Raw genomic sequence first — 18,798 nt, forward strand, 5'->3', positions numbered from 1 at the left:
CTGATGACCTATAAGGAACTCTTGCGTTATTTGAAGCGCTATTTTCCTGTTTCTATGGGGGCACTTTTTGCTCAGGGGCTCACTCTCGTCATCGGCATACCGATGATGATCGACAGTTACTTTGAAGTGCTACCTGTTAGCGAAAGCCTCAGGTATTCCTATTTTTCAGTACTCGTTGCGTCTTTTCTTATCGCCCACTGCAACTTCATGGTTGTCCGTGGCTATCTAGGATGGATCTACATTCCGGTCATCTTGATGCTCTTGTGCTTGGTCGGCGTTCTCCCGACTATCGCCTATCGCCCTCACACAGTTTTCTATGTGTCAGGCATCCTGTTCCCACTGCTCGCCCTGCTATTGCTCAACAGTAAACGCCACCGGGAAGCCCGTAACGAGTGGGTAGAACTGCGCGAAGAACGCCAACGTATCGGTAGAATAATCCGCACCCAACGCCAGAAGAATCGGCGCCAGGAGCGGTTATAAGGCGTTACCGCTCGATCGACCGACTCCACCTTGCATTCCACTCCGGCCGCGCCTGGTTCACCTGGTCCCAGTCAATCGAAATCGCCGTCTGCAAGTAACCCTGCATCGCCTCCACCCGTGCGCGGGTCTTGTCGGTGGTCGGTGTGGTGGGGTTCGACGGGATCTGGTCGCCTTCTTCCAGCGCCGGTGCCTGGGCCTCGGCGGTCAGCAAAAATGCTGCGAGCTTCTGCGCCAGTTCCGGCTGGTCATTGCGTGCAATCACGCATTCAGCCACGTTCAGCACCACCGCGCCTTCCTTCGGTTGCGCATATTCCATCGGCACGCCGAGCAACTTCTGGGTGGTGACCTGGGTCGGGGTGAGGGGGAAGATCGCCGCTTCGTCGGTCTGCACCATCTCGGAGATTTTCGCCGAGCTGGCGATGTATTCCAGTACGTTGGGGCCAACGGTTTTCGGCCAGGCCTTGAAGCCCGGGTCGACGTTGGTTTCATCGCCGCCCTGGATGCGGTTGAACATCAAGAAGCCGTGCAGGCCGAAGGTCGACGAGGCCAGGGATTGGAACACCACTTTGTCCTTGAAGCGCGGGTCGGCCAGGTCCATCCACGAGGTGGGCGCGGCCCAGCCTTTTTCCTTGAACATCTTGGCGTTGTAGCCCAGGCCGGTGACGCCCAGGGTCACGGCCACGGCCTGCTGCTTGATTTTCGCCTTGGCCGGGATCTGCTCCAGGGTCGGGCTCGGCGCCAACGTGTCGCACAGGCCCATGGAGATAGCGCGGTACATGATGCCGTCGTCGAGGAACATCACGTGCATCTGCGGGTTGTCTTTGTTGGCCTGGACCTTGGCGAGGATGTCCGACGAGGTGCCAGGCACGATCACCACCTTGACGTTGTTGGCCTTCTCGAATGCGGGCAGCACCTTGTCGGCGTACACACGTTCCATGGTGCCGCCATTCATGCCCAGGTACAGCGTCGGCGCGGCGTTTGCGGTGGTGGTGAGCAAGGCGAGGGACAAGCAGGACAGCGCAATACGGAGGTTCATGGAGGTTTTTCCTCTCAGGCTTGGAAACGACGGATGGAAAACGCTTCGATGGGTTGGCGGCTGGCCCCGTCGCAGACAATCTCTGCCAGGGCTTCACCGACCGCGGGGCCGAGCTGGAACCCGGCGCCGGCAAAGCCGAAACCGTGGAGCAAGCCCGGTTGGGTACTGCTGGGACCGATCACCGGTTCGTGATCGGGTAGGTAACCTTCGGTGCCGCTCCAGGTGCGAATCGCCTGGGCGCCCTTGAGGAACGGGTACAACTCGCCGGCATTGCGCAGAATCTCCAGCACTGCGGCCTGGCCAGGGCGCGCCGTCAGCGGGCCGAGGGCAAAACCGCGCCCGCCACCGAGGATGCAATTGCCGCGGGCGACCTGCCGCGCATAAATCCCGCCGCCTTCGACGCCGGTGCTCACGTTCATCACCATCGGCAATGGCTCGGTGACCAGCATCGCCGGATGCGCCGAGGTAATCGGCACCGGCTCGCCAAAGTGCGCAGCGACGGTGCCGGCCCAGGCGCCGGCACAATTGAGTAACCACGGCGCCTGTAAGTGCAGGCCGTTGGCGCAGCGCACCTGAAAGCGCTGGCCGTCATGTTCGACCTGAAGCACTTCGGCCTGCTCGTGGACCGCCGCGCCAAGGCGTTGCGCGGCACGGGCGAAAGCCGGAGACACCAGTCGCGGGTTGGCATGCCCGTCTTCCGGACACAACGAAGCGCCCACGGCGATATCGCCGACCCAGGGAAAGCGTGCGCGCAGCTCGGCGTAGTCCAGCAATTGCAAGCCCAGGCCAAAGCCTCGGGTGTGCTCGGCATAGGCTTGCAGCGCAGCAAAATCCGCCGCGCTGCGCGCGAGTTTCAGATGTCCGGAACGCACGTACTCGCCGTCGATGCCGATCAATCCCGGCAAGTCGGACCACAGCGCATGGGCGCGTTGCGACAGCGGTAACTGATGCAGCGGCCGGCCTTGTCGGCGCACGCCGCCGTAATTCACACCACTGGAATGCGAACCGCAAAAATCCCGCTCCACCAGGGCCACGCGCTGGCCCTTCTGCGCCAGCATCAAGGCTGCCGAAGCGCCGACAATGCCGCCGCCGAGTACGATGACGTCGATCATGGCTGCACCTCCACGCCGAACGGCAACGGCTTGATCGGAGCCTGGCCACGCAGGCGGCCGACGTTTTCAACTGCGCGACCGCTGCGCTCGGCGACGATTTCCGCCGCCGCCAGCCCGCACATGCGGCCCTGGCAGCGCCCCATGCCGACGCGGCAATGCGCCTTGACCCGATTGATTTCCCAATGCCCTTCATCGACCACGGCGCGCACATCACCGACGCTGACTTCCTCGCAGCGGCACAGGATCAACGCATCCGGCGCCTGCGCAGCCCAGTCTTCAGGGAACGGGAACGCGGTTTCCAGGCCATGGCGAAAGCGCTGGATAGCCGCCAGTCGCTGTTCCAGCTCAGCCGGGCGGCGATGATCGATGGCAATGCCTGAATCTTCCAGCACCGCCAAGGCTGCGCGTTCGCCGGCCATTGCTGCCGCGTCTGCCCCCATGATTCCAGCGCCATCGCCGGCCAGGTACACGTCGCTCACACTGCTGCGTCCGGCGCCGTCGCGTTGCGGCAACCAGGCGCGATTCAACGCGCTCCAGGCAAACTCACAGCCGAGCAAGTCCGCCAGCTGTGTCTCGCTGCGCAAGGCATGGGCGAAGCCCACGGCGTCACATTCCAGCACCTGCTGGTCCCAGCGGATGCCACGCACGCGTTGCTCGCCGTCGATCTGTTGAAGCGTCGCGCCCTGGTGCACGGGCACGCCGTGAGCGGTCAGCCAGGCGCGGTAATACAAGCCCTTGGCCAAGGTCAGCGGTTGCCCGAGCAGCGCCGGCACTGCACGGCATTGCGCGCTGAACGGCGCGCTGTCGAGTACTGCCACCACCTGGGCGCCGGCCTTGGCGTACTGGTACGCGACCAAATACAGCAACGGTCCGCTGCCACAAAAAGCCACCCGTTCACCAATCGCGCAGCCCTGATACTTCAAGGCGATTTGCGCCGCGCCCAGGCTGTACACCCCCGGCAAGGTCCAGCCCGGGACTGGCAGGATGCGGTCGGTGGCGCCGGTGGCGACGATGATCCGCGCATACTCGACGCTCTCGGCACGCCCGTTATTGAGCATGTCCAGGCGCCCATCCTCGGCGTTCCACACCAGCGTTTGCGGGCGGTAGTCGATCAGCGGCGCGAGTTCATCCAGCGTACGGTGCACGGCCTCGGCCTTGCGCGCCTCGAACCCGTAGATCTGCTTGGCCGTACGCTGGAAGTTTGCCGGCTGGCGCCGATAGATCTGCCCGCCGCCGCGCAGGCTTTCATCCACCAGGCAGGGTTTGATGCCATGGTCGAGCAGGGTGCGCGCAGCGCTGATCCCTGCCGGGCCGGCACCGACAATCACCACCGGCTTCATAGCTGGCGCCCCGGCTCGCGGCTGATCGCCTGGCCTTCTTCCAGCAGCGTCGAGCAGGCCCGCACGCGGCGCCCATCCTCAAGCCGCACCCAGCAATCCTGGCAGGCGCCCATCAGGCAAAATCCGGCGCGGCGTTCGGCGCTGAAATCACTGCCGCGCAGGTGCTCGGCGCAGGTCAGTACGGCGGTCAGCAACGTGTCGCCGAGCAAGCCGGTGGCGGGTTGTCCATCCAGGGTAAAGGCCAGGGCAGGGCGCGTGGTTTCGGCCAATCGTTTGAACAAGGCCATCAATGTTTCCCCACCAGCACGCGGTCCAGGCCGTAGACCCGGTCGAGCAGAATCATGGTCGCCGCCGTCAGCGCAATCACCAACGCCGACACCGCCGCCATCATCGGGTCGATGGACTCGGTGGCGTACACGTACATGCGCACCGGCAGGGTCTGCGTGGCCGGCGAACTGACGAAGATCGACAGCGTCACCTCATCGAAACTGTTGATGAAGGCCAGCAGCCAACCACCGGCGACGCCGGGCAAAATCATCGGCAGGGTGATCTGCCGAAACAGCGTGAAGCGCCCGGCGCCCAGGGACTCCGCCGCCTGTTCGGCACTGCGGTCAATACCGATCGCCGCTGCCAGCACCAGGCGCAGCACATACGGGGTGATGATCACCACGTGCGCGAGCATCAGCCAGGTGAAGCTGCCGTTCACGCCCATCAGCGCGAACAGGCGCAGCATCGCCACGCCCAGGACCAGGTGCGGAATGATGATCGGCGACAGGAACAACGCGCTGAAAAAGTTGCGCCCCGGGAACGAGTATCGGCTGATCGCCAAGGCCGCCGGCACGGCAATCAAGGTGGCCAGGGTCGCGGCGGTAAACGCCAGGATCAGGCTGTTGTAGAACGCCTGGATAAAGTCGGCACGCTCGAACACTGCGCGAAACCAGCGCAGGGAGAAGCCCGAGGTGGGCAGGCTCAAGGTGTTTTCCGGGGTGAAGGCCACCAGGCAGACCACCACCAGCGGCGCCATCATGAACAGCACCACCAGGCCGTGAAAGCCGAGGGCCAAAGGACCGTTTCTGGACATGCGCTTAAACCCCCAGGGACTTTTTATAGCGGCCTTCGACCATGCGGTTCCAGCTCAGCATGATCAGCAGATTGACCAACAGCAGCACCACCGCGATGGTGGCGCCCATGGGCCAGTTGAGTTCCGAGAGGTACTGGTCGTACACCACGGTGGCGACCATTTTCAGGCGTCGTCCGCCAAGCAGGCCGGGAATCGCAAACGAACTGGCGGCCAGGCCGAACACGATCAGGGTGCCGGACAGCACGCCGGGCATCACCTGGGGCAACACGATCCTGCGCATCACCGTGGCCTGGCTTGCACCCAGCGACAGTGCGGCCTGTTCAGCCGACGGGTCGAGCTTTTGCAGCGAGGTCCACACCGGAATGATCATGAACGGCAGCATCACGTGCACCAGCGCGATGATCACTGCGAATGGCGTGTACAGCAGCTTCACCGGGCGCCCGCCGAGGGCCTGGATCACTTGGTTGACCAGCCCGTCGGCACCCAGCAGCAGGCTCCAGCCGAAGGCGCGCACCACCACCGAAATCAGCAGCGGCGTGAGGATCAGGATCAGGAAGATAGAGCGCCATGGCGTGCCCATGCGACTGAGGATGTAAGCCTCGGGGACGCCGATCACCACGCACAGCAGGGTCACCAGCGCGCTGATCCAGAAGGTGCGCCAGAAGATCTCGTAGAAGTACGAGTCACTGAACAGCGCCAGGTAGTGGGCCAGGGTCCATTCATCGCCCTTGACGCCGACCTGGTAGTCGAACACGTTGAACGACAGCACCAGTGTCAGCCCGAGCGGCAGGATCAGCAGCCCGGTAAACAGCAGCAGGGCCGGCAGCGAAAGCAAGTAGCCGCGACTCATGCGTGCACCTCATCCGCCGCCAGTACCCGCAGCAGCTCGGCCTGCCACTCCAGGCCGACCGCCGCGCCGCAGCCCAGCGGCGCGCTGCCGTCATTGCTGCGCACCACGGTGATTTCGCCGAGAGGGGTGTGGATGCGGTACAGCCATTGGCTGCCGAAGAAGTAGCGGTCGAGCACCTTGCCCTGCAAGCGCCCGGCACCGGCTTGCACCAGGCTGATCTTTTCCGGGCGCAGGCTCAGGACCAGTTCGCCGTCGCCACTTTCGTGGCGCACTTGCGGGATACCCAGTTGATCGTAATCACCGGCGAGCAAGTTGGCCTTGCCGACGAAGTCCGAGATAAAGCGCGTACGCGGGTGTTCGTAGAGCTTGTACGGCGCGTCGATCTGGGTCACGCGGCCGGCCTGCATCACCACCACGCGGTCGCTGATCGACAGGGCTTCGGCCTGGTCGTGGGTCACCATCAACGTGGTGATACCGACGGCGCACTGGATGCGACGGATCTCGAACTGCATCTCTTCGCGCAGGTTGGCGTCGAGGTTGGACAGCGGTTCATCGAGCAGCAATACCGGTGGTTCGATCACCAGGGCGCGGGCCAGGGCCACGCGTTGGCGCTGGCCGCCGGACAGCTCCCGTGGGTAACGCTCGGCGTGGGGTGCCAGGCGCACCAGTTCGAGCACGGTCTTGACCTTGCTGGCGATCTCGGCGGACGGCACTTTGCGCATCTTCAGGCCGAAGGCGACGTTGTCGCGCACGGTCATGTGCGGGAACAGCGCATAGCTCTGGAATACCACCCCCAGGCCACGGCTGGCGGGCTTGGCGTGGGTGATGTCGCGCCCGTCGAGCAGGATCTGCCCGGCGCTGACATCGACGAAACCGGCGATCATTTGCAGAGTGGTGGTTTTGCCGCAGCCGGAAGGGCCGAGCAGCGAAACGAACTCGCCTTTTTCCACCGCCAGGTCAGTGGCGACCACCGCGTCGACGGCGCCGTAGCGTTTGCTCAAGGCGTTGAGTTGGAGAAATGCCATGTCTGCGTTCCACCTTTTTTTGAGTCGCGTCGAAACGCGCTTTTTTGTTTTGGGCAGATGCGAATGAGGTGTTGCCGGTGCGTTGGCGCTCGATCTTGAGTCGGCTGCCGTTAGTTGTTCATTTCGCCCCTGTGGACGCAGATTAGGACGAAGACTAGGATGGGCGGAAGATGGAATTTCACTCAATGAACTACTTTTTTCGTTTTTATTCACTCACCAGAATTTTCTAAGAGATCACGTGATATGGATTCCACTGAGCGGAATAAAAATGCCCGGGAAGTCGGCGCCGGCGGAGTCCCCCGACTGTTTGCGCTGCTGCGCACCCTGGGCGAGGTGCCGGAAGGTGGCGAACGCGTGACCCAACTTGCGCAACAGGTTGGCCTGTCCCAGCCCACCACTCACCGCCTGTTGCGCAGCCTGATGGATGAGGGCATGGTCGAGCAGGATGCGCGCAGCAAGCGCTATCGCTTGAGCCTGGAGTTCTTTGCGCTGGCGGCGAACGCGGGCAAGACCGGCAACCTGCGCGACCTGGTGCGGCCGAGCATGCTGCGCCTGAGTGCGTCATTGGGTGATTCGCTGTTCCTGCTGGCGCGCAGTGGCTTCGATGCGATTTGCCTCGACCGCAGCGAAGGGCCGTACCCGATCCGTACCTTCACCGGCGACATCGGCGGGCGGGTGGCGCTGGGCGTGGGCCAGGGCAGCCTGGCGATCCTGGCGTTCCTGCCGGAAGAAGAGCGCGAGACGGTGATCCGCTACAACCTGCCACGGCTCAAGGACTTTCACCTGTACGACGAGGTGCTGCTGCGCTCGGAGGTCGAGAACGTGCGCAACCTGGGTTATGCGGCGCGCAATACCGGGGTGCTGGAAGGCATGGCGGGCCTGGCGGTGCCGATCCTCAATCGCGACGGCCACGCGGTGGCGGCGCTGAGTGTGGCGACCATCAGTGATCGGTTGGGGCCGAGCCGCTTGCCAATGGTGGTTGAATTGCTCAAGCGCGAAGCCGCGGCGATTGGGCCGAGGATCAACCCGTTCGATCCGACCCTGCGCAGGCCGTCGCAGACCTTCGGTGGGTAACCCCTCTCCGCCACGATGAAGAACCAGTGTGGGAGCGGGCTTGCTCGCGAATGCGACAGGTCAGTCATGGATATGTCCACTGACACACCGCGTTCGCGAGCAAGCCCGCTCCCCCATTGTTCAGATCGCGGCCAGGGCCACGGATGTCGCCGCCGTCCGGGTCTCCACCCCCAACTTCACATACACATGCTCCAGATGCTTGTTCACCGTCCTGGGGCTCAACCCCAGGATGTCGCCGATATCCCGATTGGTCTTGCCGCACGCGACCCAGCGCAAGACCTCCACCTCACGCTCGGTCAACTGGAACCTGGCCGACAGCAGCCGCTGTGCCGGCTCATCCTCCAGCGTCAGCACATTCGGCTGCGTCGCCTCCCGCGCCGACAGCAAGATGCGTGACGTGCGCAGGTGCGCCGCCACCCGTGCCAGTACCTCATCGGTCTGGATCGGTTTGGTCACGTAGTCACTGCCACCCACCTCGAAGCCTTGCACCACGTGCTTGCTGTCGGTCAGCCCGGTCATGAACACCACCGGCACATCCGCGCTGGCCGGCATTGCCTTGAGCCGGCGACAGGTTTCGAAACCGTCCAGGCCGGGCATCATCGCGTCCAGCAGGATCAGGTCCGGACGCCGGCGTTGCACGCGGTTCAACGCGCTGAGGCCGTCCAGGGCCACCAGCACCATGTAGCCGGCGTCGTCGAGCGCGTCACAGAGCAATGCCAGGTTGTCCGGGGTGTCGTCGACGATCAGCACCACGCCGGGTTCAGTGCTGTGGGTGAGTGCATTCATCTGCGGCCTCCTTGAGGGTTCGGTTGAGTTCATCCAGGCGAAAGCCCTTGAGCAGCCCGCGCAGCTTGGTGATGAACGGTTCGGCATCGGGGCGGTGTGCAAGGATCGTGTCGAGTTTGGCGTGCAGGCCGCGTACATAGCCGATGGCGCTGAGTTCCGCCAGGGCGGCAAGGTCTTCAGGGCTGGGCAATACGCTGGGCGGCGGCGGTGCGGTGAAGGTCTTGGTGCGCCGCAGCCACTGCAGGTCCAGGTGCTGTTGCAGGCGCCCGAGCAGTTCCGGGGTGCGCACCGGCTTGGCCAGGTAGTCGTTGCAGGCCGCGGCGATGCTGCGCTCGCGGTCGTCGGTAAAGGCGTTGGCGGAGATCACGATGATCGGCGCGGTGCACAGCGCATTGCGCCGGATCAGGCGGCTGGTTTCGTAGCCGTCCAGGGTCGGCATCGACAGGTCCATCAGGATCAGGTCCGGGGCCAGCAGCGCCACCTGGCGAATCGCATCCTGGCCGTTGCTGGCCTGCACCACCTCAAAGCCCAACGGCGTGAGCATGCCACTGAGCACCTTGCGATGGTCCACATGGTCGTCCACCACCAGGATGCGCCGACGCGCGCCCTGGTAGCCGATGATGTCGTGTTCCACATGCACCACCGCCTGCGGCGCGCGCACCTGGGACAGAAACAGCCGCACCTGGAAGCAGGTGCCTTTGTCCAGTTCGCTGGTCACGCGCAGCTCGCCGCCCATCAAGGAGGTGAGCATGCGCGTGATGGTCAGCCCGAGGCCGACGCCCTTGTCCTGGCGCATCAGGTCGCCGCGTTCGAACGGCTGGAAAATCCGCTCGATCTGCCCCGGATCAATGCCGATGCCGGTGTCGATGATTTCAAAATTGGCAGTCTCGCGCCTGTAGCTGACCCGCAGGCACACCTCGCCGCTGTCGGTGAAATTCACCGCATTGCCGAGCAGGTTGATGAGGATCTGGCGCACGCGCTTTTCGTCACCGCGCACCACCGCCGGGATCTTGCCCACGCAGTCCAGGCGAAAGCGCAGGCCCTTGTCCTGGGCTTGCGGCGTGAACATCTGCTCCAGGTCATGGATCAGTTCGGGGAAGGGGATTTCGGTGAGTTCCAGGCGCAGCTTGCCGGCCTCGATCTTGGCCACATCCAGCAGGCCGTCGATCAGCGACAACAGGTGCGAGCCGCTGCGCAGGATGGTCGCGAGTGCGTCCTGGTGCTGCTCGGGCATGGCGCCGTCACGCTGCAGGATTTGGGTAAAGCCGAGAATGCTGTTCAGCGGCGTGCGCAGCTCATGGGACAGCCCGGTGACATAGCGGCTCTTGGCGGCGTTGGCGGCTTCGGAGGCTTCCTTGGCGTGTTGCAGGGCCTGGTCGGTGAGGCTGTGGGCGTCGATTTCGTGCATCAGCAGCAAGGTCTGGCGGTCGGACTCTTCCTGGGCCACGCGCCGGCTTTCGCGGGTCAGCACCACCCACCAGGCGAGCACGGCGGCCAGTACCGAGAGGGTCAGGAAGGCCTTGAAGAACGCTTGGTACAAGGTCTCGGAGTGCGGCAAACCCTGGGCCGCCTGCACGTAAATCAACGCCAGGGCGCTGGCGAGCAATAGCTCCAGTACCAGCAGCAACCCCAGGTAATGGGCCAACCGTGTGTGCAGGCGCGGCATCAGGGTAGTCGGCAGCAGCCAGCGCAACACGCCTTCGAACTGGGTGACCAGGCGCGCGTGGGGTTTGCAGCGATCGCCGCAACGTGCGTCCAGTGAACAACACAGCGAGCAGATGGGCGTGCTGTAGGCCGGGCAGAACGCCATGTCGGCGGTTTCGAACGGGTTGCTGCACAGTCCGCACACCGCGTGGGTGGCGGGCGCCACCGGGTGGATCAGTTGCAGGTCGCTGGTGCGCGCGATGTAGTACTTGCCTTTCGTCAGCCAGGCCAACAGCGGCGCCATGATCAAGGCCGTGCCCAGCGCCACGAACGGCGGCGCGGCCTGGGCCAGGCTGCCGAACAGCCCGAAGTGCGCGAGGATCGACAGCAACGAGGCGACCAGCATCGAGCCGACGCCCACCGGGTTGATGTCGTAGAGGTGCGCGCGCTTGAACTCGATGTGCCTGGGCGACAGCCCCAGCGGTTTGTTGATCACCAGGTCAGCGACCAGCGTGCCGATCCAGGCAATCGCAATATTGGCGTAGAGCCCCAGCACCTGGTCGATCACATCGAACACGCCCAGCTCCATCAGCATCAGCGCGATGGCCACGTTGAACACCAGCCACACCACGCGGCCCGGATGGCTGTGGGTCACGCGGGCAAAGAAGTTCGACCAGGCCAGGGAGCCGGCGTAGGCATTGGTCAGGTTGATCTTCATCTGCGAGATGAACACGAAGAGCACCATCGCGCCCAGCGCCCATTCCGGCGAGCTGAACACGTACCGGAATGCGACCAGGTACATCTGGGTCGGCTCGGCGGCGCGTTCCATGGGGATTTCATGTTGCAAGGCGAGGAACGCGAGGAACGCGCCAGCGAACATTTTCAACGCGCCGGGGATGATCCAGCCAGGGCCGGCGCAGAGCAGGGCGGCCCACCAGCGCTTACGGTTGGCGGCGGTTTTTTCCGGCAGGAAGCGCAGGTAGTCCACTTGCTCGCCGATCTGCGTCACCAGTGACAGCGCCACCGTGCAGGCGGCGCAGAACGCCAGCAGGTTGAAGCCGCCGCCATCGCCGCTGCGTCCGACGAAGCTGGTCCAGTCGCTGAAGGCGTCGGGGTTTTTCCACCACACAAAGCCATAGGGCAGCACCAGCAACAGCAGCCACACCGGTTGCGTCCACAGCTGCAGGCGGCTGATCAACGTCACGCCGTAGGCCACCAGCGGGATCACCAGCAGCGAGCAGATCACGTAGGCGATCGCCAGCGGGATATGAAAATACAGCTCCAGCGCCAGGGCCATGATCGCCGCTTCCAGGGCGAAGAACAGGAAGGTGAAGCTGGCGTAAATCAGTGAGGTGATGGTCGAGCCGATATAGCCGAAGCCGGCGCCACGGGTCAGCAGGTCCATGTCCACGCCATAGCGCGCCGCGTAGTAACTGATGGGCAGGCCGGTGAGGAAGATCACCAGGCTGATGGCGAGAATCGCCCAGAACGTATTGGTGAAGCCGTAACTCAAGGCCAGCACGCCGCCGATGGCTTCCAGAGCCAGGAAGGACACCGCGCCCAGGGCCGTGTTGGCGATGCGCAGCTCCGACCATTTGCGAAAGGACTTGGGGGTGTAGCGCAGGGCGTAGTCTTCCATGGTCTCGTCGGCGACCCAGGTGTTGTAGTCGCGGCGGATCTTGACGATGCGCTGGGTGCCGGGGAGGGGTGCACGGTGGGATGGCTCCGGGGAGTGGGCAAGGTGGATGAGCAAGTTCCGTGCCCCGATTCAAAATGTGCGAGCTGGCCTGCCTGCGATGGCGGTAGGTCAGGCATGGGAAGTCGATGGATACACCGCCATCGCAGGCCAGCCAGCTCCCGCATTGATCGGTGCTGTCAGGGCGGGCGGGATCCTGCTCGAAAATGGTGCGCAGTGGCATACGTCAAATGACGTATGCCGTTACGTCAGGCTGCGTATACCCGTGCTGGCCGGCCGCCGCCATGCTGGACCCCTCATTGCAGAGGAGTCGCCCCATGGCACCACGATTGATCCGCTCCAAACCCCTGTTGGCCTTGTCCTTGCTGGCGGCCGCACTGTTCAGCCAGGGCGTGCTGGCCGATAACGAAGGCCTGGCCGTGACCCCGACTGAAGTCACCGTCGGCCAGTTGCACTCGGCCACCGGCACCATGGCGATTTCCGAAACCGGTTCGATCCAGGCCGAACGCCTGGCCATCGAGCAGATCAACGCTTCGGGCGGGATCCTGGGACGGCAGATCAAGGTGATTCAGGAAGACGGCGCCTCCGACTGGCCGACCTTCGCCGAAAAGGCCAAGAAGCTGCTGGTCAACGACAAGGTCGCCGCCGTGTTCGGCTGCTGGACTTCGGCCTCGCGCAAGGCTGTGCTGCCGATCTTCGAGAAAGAAAACGGCCTGCTCTACTACCCGACCTTCTATGAGGGCCTGGAACAGTCGAAAAACGTGATCTACACCGGGCAGGAAGCCACCCAGCAGATCCTCGCCAGCCTCGACTGGATCGCCAAGACCAAGGGCGCGAAGACGTTCTACCTGGTCGGCTCCGACTACATTTGGCCGCGCACCTCGATGAAGATCGCGCGCAAGCACATTGAAAACGTGCTGCACGGCACCGTGGTCGGCGAAGACTACTACCCGCTGGGCAACACTCAGTTCGGTTCGCTGATCAACAAGGTCAAGCTGAAGAAACCGGACGTGGTCTTCGCGGCGGTGGTCGGCGGCTCCAACGTGGCGTTCTACAAACAGCTCAACGCGGCAGGTGTGAATTCGTCCAAGCAAACCTTGCTGACCCTGTCGGTGACCGAAGACGAACTGCTCGGCATCGGCGGCGAAAACATGGCCGGTTTCTATGCCTCGATGAAGTACTTCCAGAGCCTGGACAACCCCAACAACAAAGCCTTCGTCGAAGCCTTCAAGGCCAAGTACGGCAAGGACGCGGTGATCGGCGACGTGACCCAGGCGGCCTACCTCGGCCCATGGCTGTGGAAAGCAGCGGTCGAGAAGGCCGGCAGTTTCGACGTGGATAAAGTCGTCGCCGCCTCGCCGGGCATCGAGCTGAAAACCGCGCCGGAAGGCTACGTGAAGATCCACGAAAACCATCACTTGTGGAGCAAGTCGCGCATCGGTGAAGTGCAGCCCAACGGCCAGTTCAAGGTGATCTACGAGTCGGATCTGATCGAGCCGAACCCGTTTCCGAAGGGCTATCAATAAGCCTGGATCTGGCGCTGATCTAAAGGTGGGAGCGGGCTTGCTCGCGAAAGCGCAGTGTCATTCACAGATGGTTTGACTGATGCACCGCATTCGCGAGCAAGCCCGCTCCCACATAAATCAAAAGCAGACCTTGGTTTTCATCATTACCTCCCGCTCAGGAGACCATCATCATGGAATGGCTATCGGAATTTGGAGCCATCGCGGCGATGCAGGGGTTCAACGGCTTGTCCGTGTTCTGCGTGCTGTTGCTGATGGCATTGGGGCTGGCGATCATCTTCGGGCAGATGGGCGTGATCAACATGGCCCACGGCGAGTTCCTGACCATCGGCGCCTACACCACCTACGTGTGCTCCAGCCTCACCGCGCACTTTGCGCCAAGCTTCCAACCCTATTACTTCTTCTTCGCCATCGGCCTGTCATTCCTGGTGGCCGGGGCCATCGGCTGGCTGGTGGAATGGGCGATGATCAGCCGCTTGTACAAGCGCCCGCTGGACACCTTGCTCGCCACCTGGGGCCTGTCGCTGGTGATGCAGCAAACCTTTCGCTCGGTGTTCGGCGCCCGTGAGGTCAGCGCCGAACCACCGGCCTGGCTGATGGGCTCGGTGAATTTCACCGATGCCATCGAGATCCCGCGCAACGGCCTGTTCATGATGGGCCTGACGCTGCTGCTGACCGGTGCGATCTTCATCATGCTCTACCGCTCGCGCTGGGGCCTGCAGGTGCGCGCCACGGTGCAGAACCGCCTGATGAGCCGCGCGGTGGGCATCAACACGCGCAAGGTCGACCGCATGACCTTCGCCCTCGGTTGTGGCGTCGCCGGTGTGGCGGGCGCGGCGTTCACCACCATCGGCTCCACCGGGCCGACGGCGGGATCGCAGTACATCGTCGACACCTTCCTGGTGGTGGTGTTCGGTGGCGCGCAAAGCCTGTTCGGCACCATCGCCTCGGCGTTCGTGATCGCCCAGACCCAATCGCTGTCGGAGTTTTTCCTCAGTGGCTCGATGGCCAAGGTACTCACCCTGTCCTCGGTGATTCTGATCCTGATGCTGCGCCCGCAAGGGTTGTTCTCCATCAAAGTGCGCAAGTAGAGGCGAGCAGATGAAGGCTTTAGACAAGCTGCTGGGCGGCCAGCAAAACCTGATCGGCATCGTGCTGCTGGCGCTGTTGATCCTTGTGGTATTTCCGCTGACCCTCGACGCGTTCCGGCTGAACATGGTCGGCAAATACCTGACCTACGCGTTCGTCGCCGTGGGCCTGGTGCTGTGCTGGGGCTATGGCGGCATTCTCAGCCTGGGGCAGGGCGTGTTCTTCGGCGTCGGCGGCTACTGCATGGCGATGTTCCTCAAGCTGGAAGCCTCGGACCCCGAGAGCACCAAGATCCAGTCAACCCCTGGCATCCCGGACTTCATGGACTGGAACCAGATCGCCGAACTGCCCTGGCTGTGGCAGCCGTTCCACAGTTTCAGCTTTACCCTGGTGGCGGTGATCGCGGTGCCGGTGCTGCTCGCGTTCATCATCGGGATGGCGCTGTTCAAGCGGCGCGTGGGCGATGTGTACTTCTCCATCGTGACCCAGGCGATTGCGCTGATCCTCACCGTGTTGATCGTCGGCCAGCAAGGCCTGACCGGCGGCGTCAACGGCATCACCGACCTCAAGACCCTGCTCGGCTGGGACCTGCGCACCGACAGCGCAAAGCTGATCCTGTACTTCATCAACGCCGGCTTGCTGTTCGGCTGCATCTTCATTGGCCGTTTCATCCTCGCGTCCAAGCTCGGCCGGCTGCTGATGGCGATGCGCGACAAGGAAGAACGCGTGCGGTTTTCCGGGTACGACGTGGCCAGCTTCAAGATCTTCGTATTCTGCGTAGCCGCCGCGTTCTCGGCGATCGGCGGGGCGATGTTTGCCTTGCAGGTGGGCTTCATGTCGCCGTCGTTCGTGGGCATCGTGCCGTCGATCGAGATGGTGATTTTCGCCGCGGTGGGCGGGCGCATGTCACTGCTCGGCGCGGTGTATGGCGCGCTGCTGGTGAACTACGGCAAGACCTACTTTTCCGAGTCTTTCCCCGAGTTGTGGCTGTACCTCATGGGCGGGCTGTTTATCGCCGTGGTCATGTACTTCCCCAACGGCCTGGCCGGCCTGTGGGACAGCCATGGGCGCCAGGCGCTGGCCAAAGTGCTGCGGCGCAAACCCGTAGCGGCGACTCCGGCGAGCCCGTCGGTTAAATCCAAGGCTAAAAGCAAGATCCTGGAGACCCAGCCATGACCGCCGTCGGCTTTGAAATGAAAAAACCGGTGCTGGCCATCGAAGGCCTCACCGTGTCGTTCGACGGCTTCAAGGCGGTCGACAACCTCAACCTGTACATCGACCGCAACGAAGTGCGCGTGGTGATCGGCCCCAACGGCGCCGGCAAGACCACGGTGCTCGACCTGATCTGCGGCAAGACCCGCGCCACCAGCGGCAGCATCCAGTTCGACGGCCAGGAACTGACCAAGATGCGCGAGTACAACATTGTGCGCGCCGGCGTCGGGCGCAAGTTCCAGAACCCGTCGATCTACGAGAACCTCACGGTGTTCGAGAACCTCGAGATGTCCTACCCGGCCGGGCGCAAGGTGTGGGGCGCGTTGTTCTTCAAACGCAACGCCCAGGTGATCGCGCGGGTGGAAGAAGTTGCGCGGGAAATCTTCCTCGGCGACCTGCTGCAGCAACAGGCCGACCTGCTGTCGCACGGACAGAAGCAGTGGCTGGAAATCGGCATGCTGCTGATGCAGGACCCCGAGTTGCTGATGCTCGATGAGCCGGTGGCCGGGATGAGTGTCAACGAACGCGCGCAGACCGCCGAGCTGCTCAATCGCATCAGCCAGGGCCGATCGGTGCTGGTGATCGAGCACGACATGGAGTTCGTCAAGAGCATCGCCCACAAGGTCACCGTGCTGCACCAGGGCAAGGTGCTGGCCGAGGGCAGCATGGAGTCGGTGCAAAGCAACCCTAAAGTCATCGAAGTGTATTTGGGCCATTGAGGAAGCGGGCATGTTCAAGATCGACCAGTTGTCCTGCGGCTACGGGCAGAGCCAGATCCTCCACGACCTGGACCTGAACGTGGCCAAGCGTGAGATCGTCGCGGTGATGGGCCGCAACGGCATGGGCAAGACCACCTTGTTCAAGAGCCTGATGGGCATCCTGCCGCAGTGGAAAGGCCAGGTCAGCGTGGATGGGCACGATGTGTCGGCGCTGGAAACCCATGAGCGGGTGGAACGCGGCATCGCTTATGTGCCGCAGGGGCGCATGATTTTCCCGAGCATGACGGTGCTGGAAAACATCCAGACCGGCCTGCCGGCGTCGGCACGCGGGAAGGTGCCGGAGGATCTGTATGCGCTGTTCCCGGTGCTCTACGACATGCAGTCGCGCAAGGGCGGCAACCTGTCCGGTGGCCAGCAACAGCAGCTGGCGATTGCCCGCGCGCTGGCGACCAATCCCAAGGTGCTGCTGCTGGATGAACCGACCGAGGGCATCCAGCCGTCGATCATCAAGGACATCGCGCGCACGCTGAAGGAGATTCGCAACCTGCGCGACCTGACCATAGTGGTGTCGGAGCAAGTGCTGTCGTTTACCCTGGAGATCGCCGACCGTTTCCTGGTGATCGAGAAGGGCCGGTTTGTGATTGAGGAGACGCGGGATAGGGTAGATGAAGCGACCATCAGCCGGTATTTGTCGGTGTGAACTGCGGCTGCAAAAGTGATCGTTGGGTTGCGAGGAAGCGTGTTTGTTCCAGGCGTTTTCCTACAGCCATGCCAGGTTTTATCGGCGTGCTGCTCGGGCCGTATGCTGAGCCTGTCCGAGTCCTTTTCCGGTGCTGAGTTGTCTGTTTGCCTCGGGTCTTTGGAACTGGCGTGTTGTCAGTGGCCACAGAGTGGGACGTTAATCCGTCGAGCAGCTTTATTGGATTGGCATCTATCGACTCCATGACCTGAGGTGTAACTATGGACCTGTGTTATCCCCAACAACCCCACTGTCGGGCGGTTTCCGGCATGGGCTTAATGTCAGTCCCCCCTGATGGTGGAATGAGGGGTTCTTATAACCCTTATGCGAATGCTCCGTGGTCCGGTATCGCGCAGAAATCTTCAGATAATTTTAATTATTTCACCGCAGGTAGATCGGGTTTTGTCACGATAGATTCACTCAGTGAAAAGGCCAATCGTGCCCCGATGAGAAATCCTTGGGACAATGATATGACCCAGTTGGCTAAAGTGATTCTCGGCATTCCGGAAATAGCAACGTTATTCGATTCAGTTAATCATGGCGGCCAGGAAGATGGGTATATCAGTCACGGCGACGTATCTGCTGCTATTGATGTTCTTGAGGCGCAGGAGGCACTGTCCATGCCGCCGGTGCGCGGGGGCCAATATAACGGCGCCATGCAACAACACAGGGTCAACCAGCAATTTCCCTCGCAATATTCCGGACCCGCGCCGCGTTATGAAGATCCAGGCTTCTCGCCGCAGCGGCCTAGCTACCAGCGCGCGCCGGGTTACGGGATGCCGGATGATAAAAGCAACTCGTATAGCGACCTTAATAAGGAAGACTTCAGCAACCGAGTACTCACCCGCTTCAGTTCCTTGGAAGACCCGGGCAAACCGGGCTATATCACCGACAGGTCGCTGAATGCAGTGGCTGCAGGTCACCGCCTGGACGGTACCCCGGCGACTGAGGATGAGATGAATATTGCAAAGGCATTGCTGGATAATGGCAGTTGGTTTAGAGAATATGATGAAGGTAAAACCGGCGAACTGGATGGCAGTTTTACTCGGCAGGACCTGGCAAATGCCTCCAATCGATTCGAAAACATGAGTAACTCAGAGCTGCTTGAAACGATTAAAAAGCACTTTGTCGAGTACGGTGATGGTGATAACTATGTCAACTTCAAGGAACTGAAACAAGCCGCTGGGTTAGTGCCTTCGAATAAAACCTACACCCCAGCAGCGCGCCAGGCAGCGACTGAGTTTCTGCAGCGCAAAGAGCTTCTGGAAGACACCGATATCGGCGTGGATGACAAAGGTAATCCTGGGTACAAGGACCAGCGATTCGATTTGGACAACCTGAAGTACATGATCAAGAAAGAGCGGGACGACGAGCGCCCCCGTTGACCTGCGC

The 18,798-nt window shown here is 62.5% G+C and carries 17 protein-coding genes; 8 read left to right on the forward strand and 9 right to left on the reverse strand.

Features of this window, described 5'->3' with window-relative positions:
* Positions 1-3: 3 nt before the first annotated feature.
* Positions 4-480 carry a hypothetical protein gene (locus tag JFU04_RS11135; protein WP_242485891.1) on the forward strand — a complete coding sequence of 159 codons (477 nt, stop codon included), beginning with the start codon at positions 4-6 and terminating at the stop codon, positions 478-480.
* A 4-nt stretch (positions 481-484) separates the two neighbouring features.
* Here the strand turns inward: JFU04_RS11135 and JFU04_RS11140 are convergent, their stop codons facing one another.
* From JFU04_RS11140 to JFU04_RS11170, 7 genes are read right to left on the reverse strand one after another with little or no spacing between them, the layout of a single operon-like run.
* Positions 485-1,516, reverse strand: a complete 1,032-nt coding sequence (locus JFU04_RS11140) for an ABC transporter substrate-binding protein (protein WP_106804317.1) — start codon at positions 1,514-1,516, stop codon at positions 485-487.
* Positions 1,517-1,530: 14 nt separating this feature from the next.
* Complete coding sequence (locus JFU04_RS11145; RefSeq protein ID WP_201144085.1) at positions 1,531-2,628, reverse strand: NAD(P)/FAD-dependent oxidoreductase; 1,098 nt, start codon at positions 2,626-2,628, stop codon at positions 1,531-1,533.
* Positions 2,625-3,968 (reverse strand): FAD/NAD(P)-dependent oxidoreductase, encoded by a 1,344-nt coding sequence (locus JFU04_RS11150; protein WP_201144086.1) that lies wholly within the window; start codon positions 3,966-3,968, stop codon positions 2,625-2,627. The genes JFU04_RS11145 and JFU04_RS11150 overlap by 4 nt, the downstream gene beginning before the upstream one ends.
* A complete protein-coding gene (locus JFU04_RS11155; protein ID WP_065906028.1) occupies positions 3,965-4,255 on the reverse strand; it encodes a (2Fe-2S)-binding protein in 291 nt (96 codons plus the stop codon). The genes JFU04_RS11150 and JFU04_RS11155 overlap by 4 nt, the downstream gene beginning before the upstream one ends.
* Complete coding sequence (locus tag JFU04_RS11160; RefSeq protein WP_065906030.1) at positions 4,255-5,049, reverse strand: ABC transporter permease; 795 nt, start codon at positions 5,047-5,049, stop codon at positions 4,255-4,257. The genes JFU04_RS11155 and JFU04_RS11160 overlap by 1 nt, the downstream gene beginning before the upstream one ends.
* 4 nt (positions 5,050-5,053) lie before the next feature.
* Positions 5,054-5,899, reverse strand: coding sequence for an ABC transporter permease (locus tag JFU04_RS11165; protein ID WP_065906033.1), 846 nt, complete (start codon positions 5,897-5,899; stop codon positions 5,054-5,056).
* Complete coding sequence (locus JFU04_RS11170) at positions 5,896-6,924, reverse strand: ABC transporter ATP-binding protein (RefSeq protein WP_065906035.1); 1,029 nt, start codon at positions 6,922-6,924, stop codon at positions 5,896-5,898. The genes JFU04_RS11165 and JFU04_RS11170 overlap by 4 nt, the downstream gene beginning before the upstream one ends.
* A gap of 243 nt (positions 6,925-7,167) precedes the next feature.
* Between JFU04_RS11170 and JFU04_RS11175 the strand changes: the two genes are divergently transcribed.
* Positions 7,168-7,998 (forward strand): IclR family transcriptional regulator, encoded by an 831-nt coding sequence (locus JFU04_RS11175; RefSeq protein ID WP_065906036.1) that lies wholly within the window; start codon positions 7,168-7,170, stop codon positions 7,996-7,998.
* Between the two features lie 120 nt (positions 7,999-8,118).
* On the opposite strand, the gene JFU04_RS11180 is transcribed toward JFU04_RS11175, so the two are convergent.
* Both JFU04_RS11180 and JFU04_RS11185 read right to left on the reverse strand, forming a co-directional pair.
* Entirely contained in the window at positions 8,119-8,784 is a 666-nt protein-coding gene (locus tag JFU04_RS11180; protein WP_065906038.1) for a response regulator, read from the reverse strand.
* Positions 8,759-12,181 carry an ATP-binding protein gene (locus tag JFU04_RS11185; RefSeq protein ID WP_207200650.1) on the reverse strand — a complete coding sequence of 1,141 codons (3,423 nt, stop codon included), beginning with the start codon at positions 12,179-12,181 and terminating at the stop codon, positions 8,759-8,761. The genes JFU04_RS11180 and JFU04_RS11185 overlap by 26 nt, the downstream gene beginning before the upstream one ends.
* Positions 12,182-12,441: 260 nt before the next feature.
* Between JFU04_RS11185 and urtA the strand changes: the two genes are divergently transcribed.
* The 6 genes from urtA (at position 12,442) to JFU04_RS11215 (ending at position 18,791) form a co-directional block, all read left to right on the forward strand.
* Positions 12,442-13,650, forward strand: a complete 1,209-nt coding sequence (gene urtA, locus JFU04_RS11190; RefSeq protein ID WP_065906042.1) for an urea ABC transporter substrate-binding protein — start codon at positions 12,442-12,444, stop codon at positions 13,648-13,650.
* A gap of 170 nt (positions 13,651-13,820) precedes the next feature.
* Positions 13,821-14,738, forward strand: coding sequence for an urea ABC transporter permease subunit UrtB (gene urtB / locus JFU04_RS11195; RefSeq protein ID WP_065906044.1), 918 nt, complete (start codon positions 13,821-13,823; stop codon positions 14,736-14,738).
* 10 nt (positions 14,739-14,748) lie between these two features.
* Positions 14,749-15,912 (forward strand): urea ABC transporter permease subunit UrtC, encoded by a 1,164-nt coding sequence (gene urtC / locus JFU04_RS11200; RefSeq protein ID WP_201144087.1) that lies wholly within the window; start codon positions 14,749-14,751, stop codon positions 15,910-15,912.
* Complete coding sequence (gene urtD, locus JFU04_RS11205) at positions 15,909-16,667, forward strand: urea ABC transporter ATP-binding protein UrtD (protein ID WP_025855702.1); 759 nt, start codon at positions 15,909-15,911, stop codon at positions 16,665-16,667. Before urtC ends, urtD begins: the two co-directional genes overlap by 4 nt.
* A gap of 10 nt (positions 16,668-16,677) precedes the next feature.
* A complete protein-coding gene (urtE, locus tag JFU04_RS11210; protein ID WP_046383753.1) occupies positions 16,678-17,367 on the forward strand; it encodes an urea ABC transporter ATP-binding subunit UrtE in 690 nt (229 codons plus the stop codon).
* A 341-nt stretch (positions 17,368-17,708) separates the two neighbouring features.
* Positions 17,709-18,791 carry a hypothetical protein gene (locus tag JFU04_RS11215; protein WP_201144088.1) on the forward strand — a complete coding sequence of 361 codons (1,083 nt, stop codon included), beginning with the start codon at positions 17,709-17,711 and terminating at the stop codon, positions 18,789-18,791.
* Positions 18,792-18,798 lie beyond the last annotated feature (7 nt).

It is taken from the genome of Pseudomonas sp. TH21 (assembly GCF_016651025.1).
Taxonomy (GTDB): Bacteria; Pseudomonadota; Gammaproteobacteria; order Pseudomonadales; family Pseudomonadaceae; genus Aquipseudomonas; species Aquipseudomonas aylmerensis.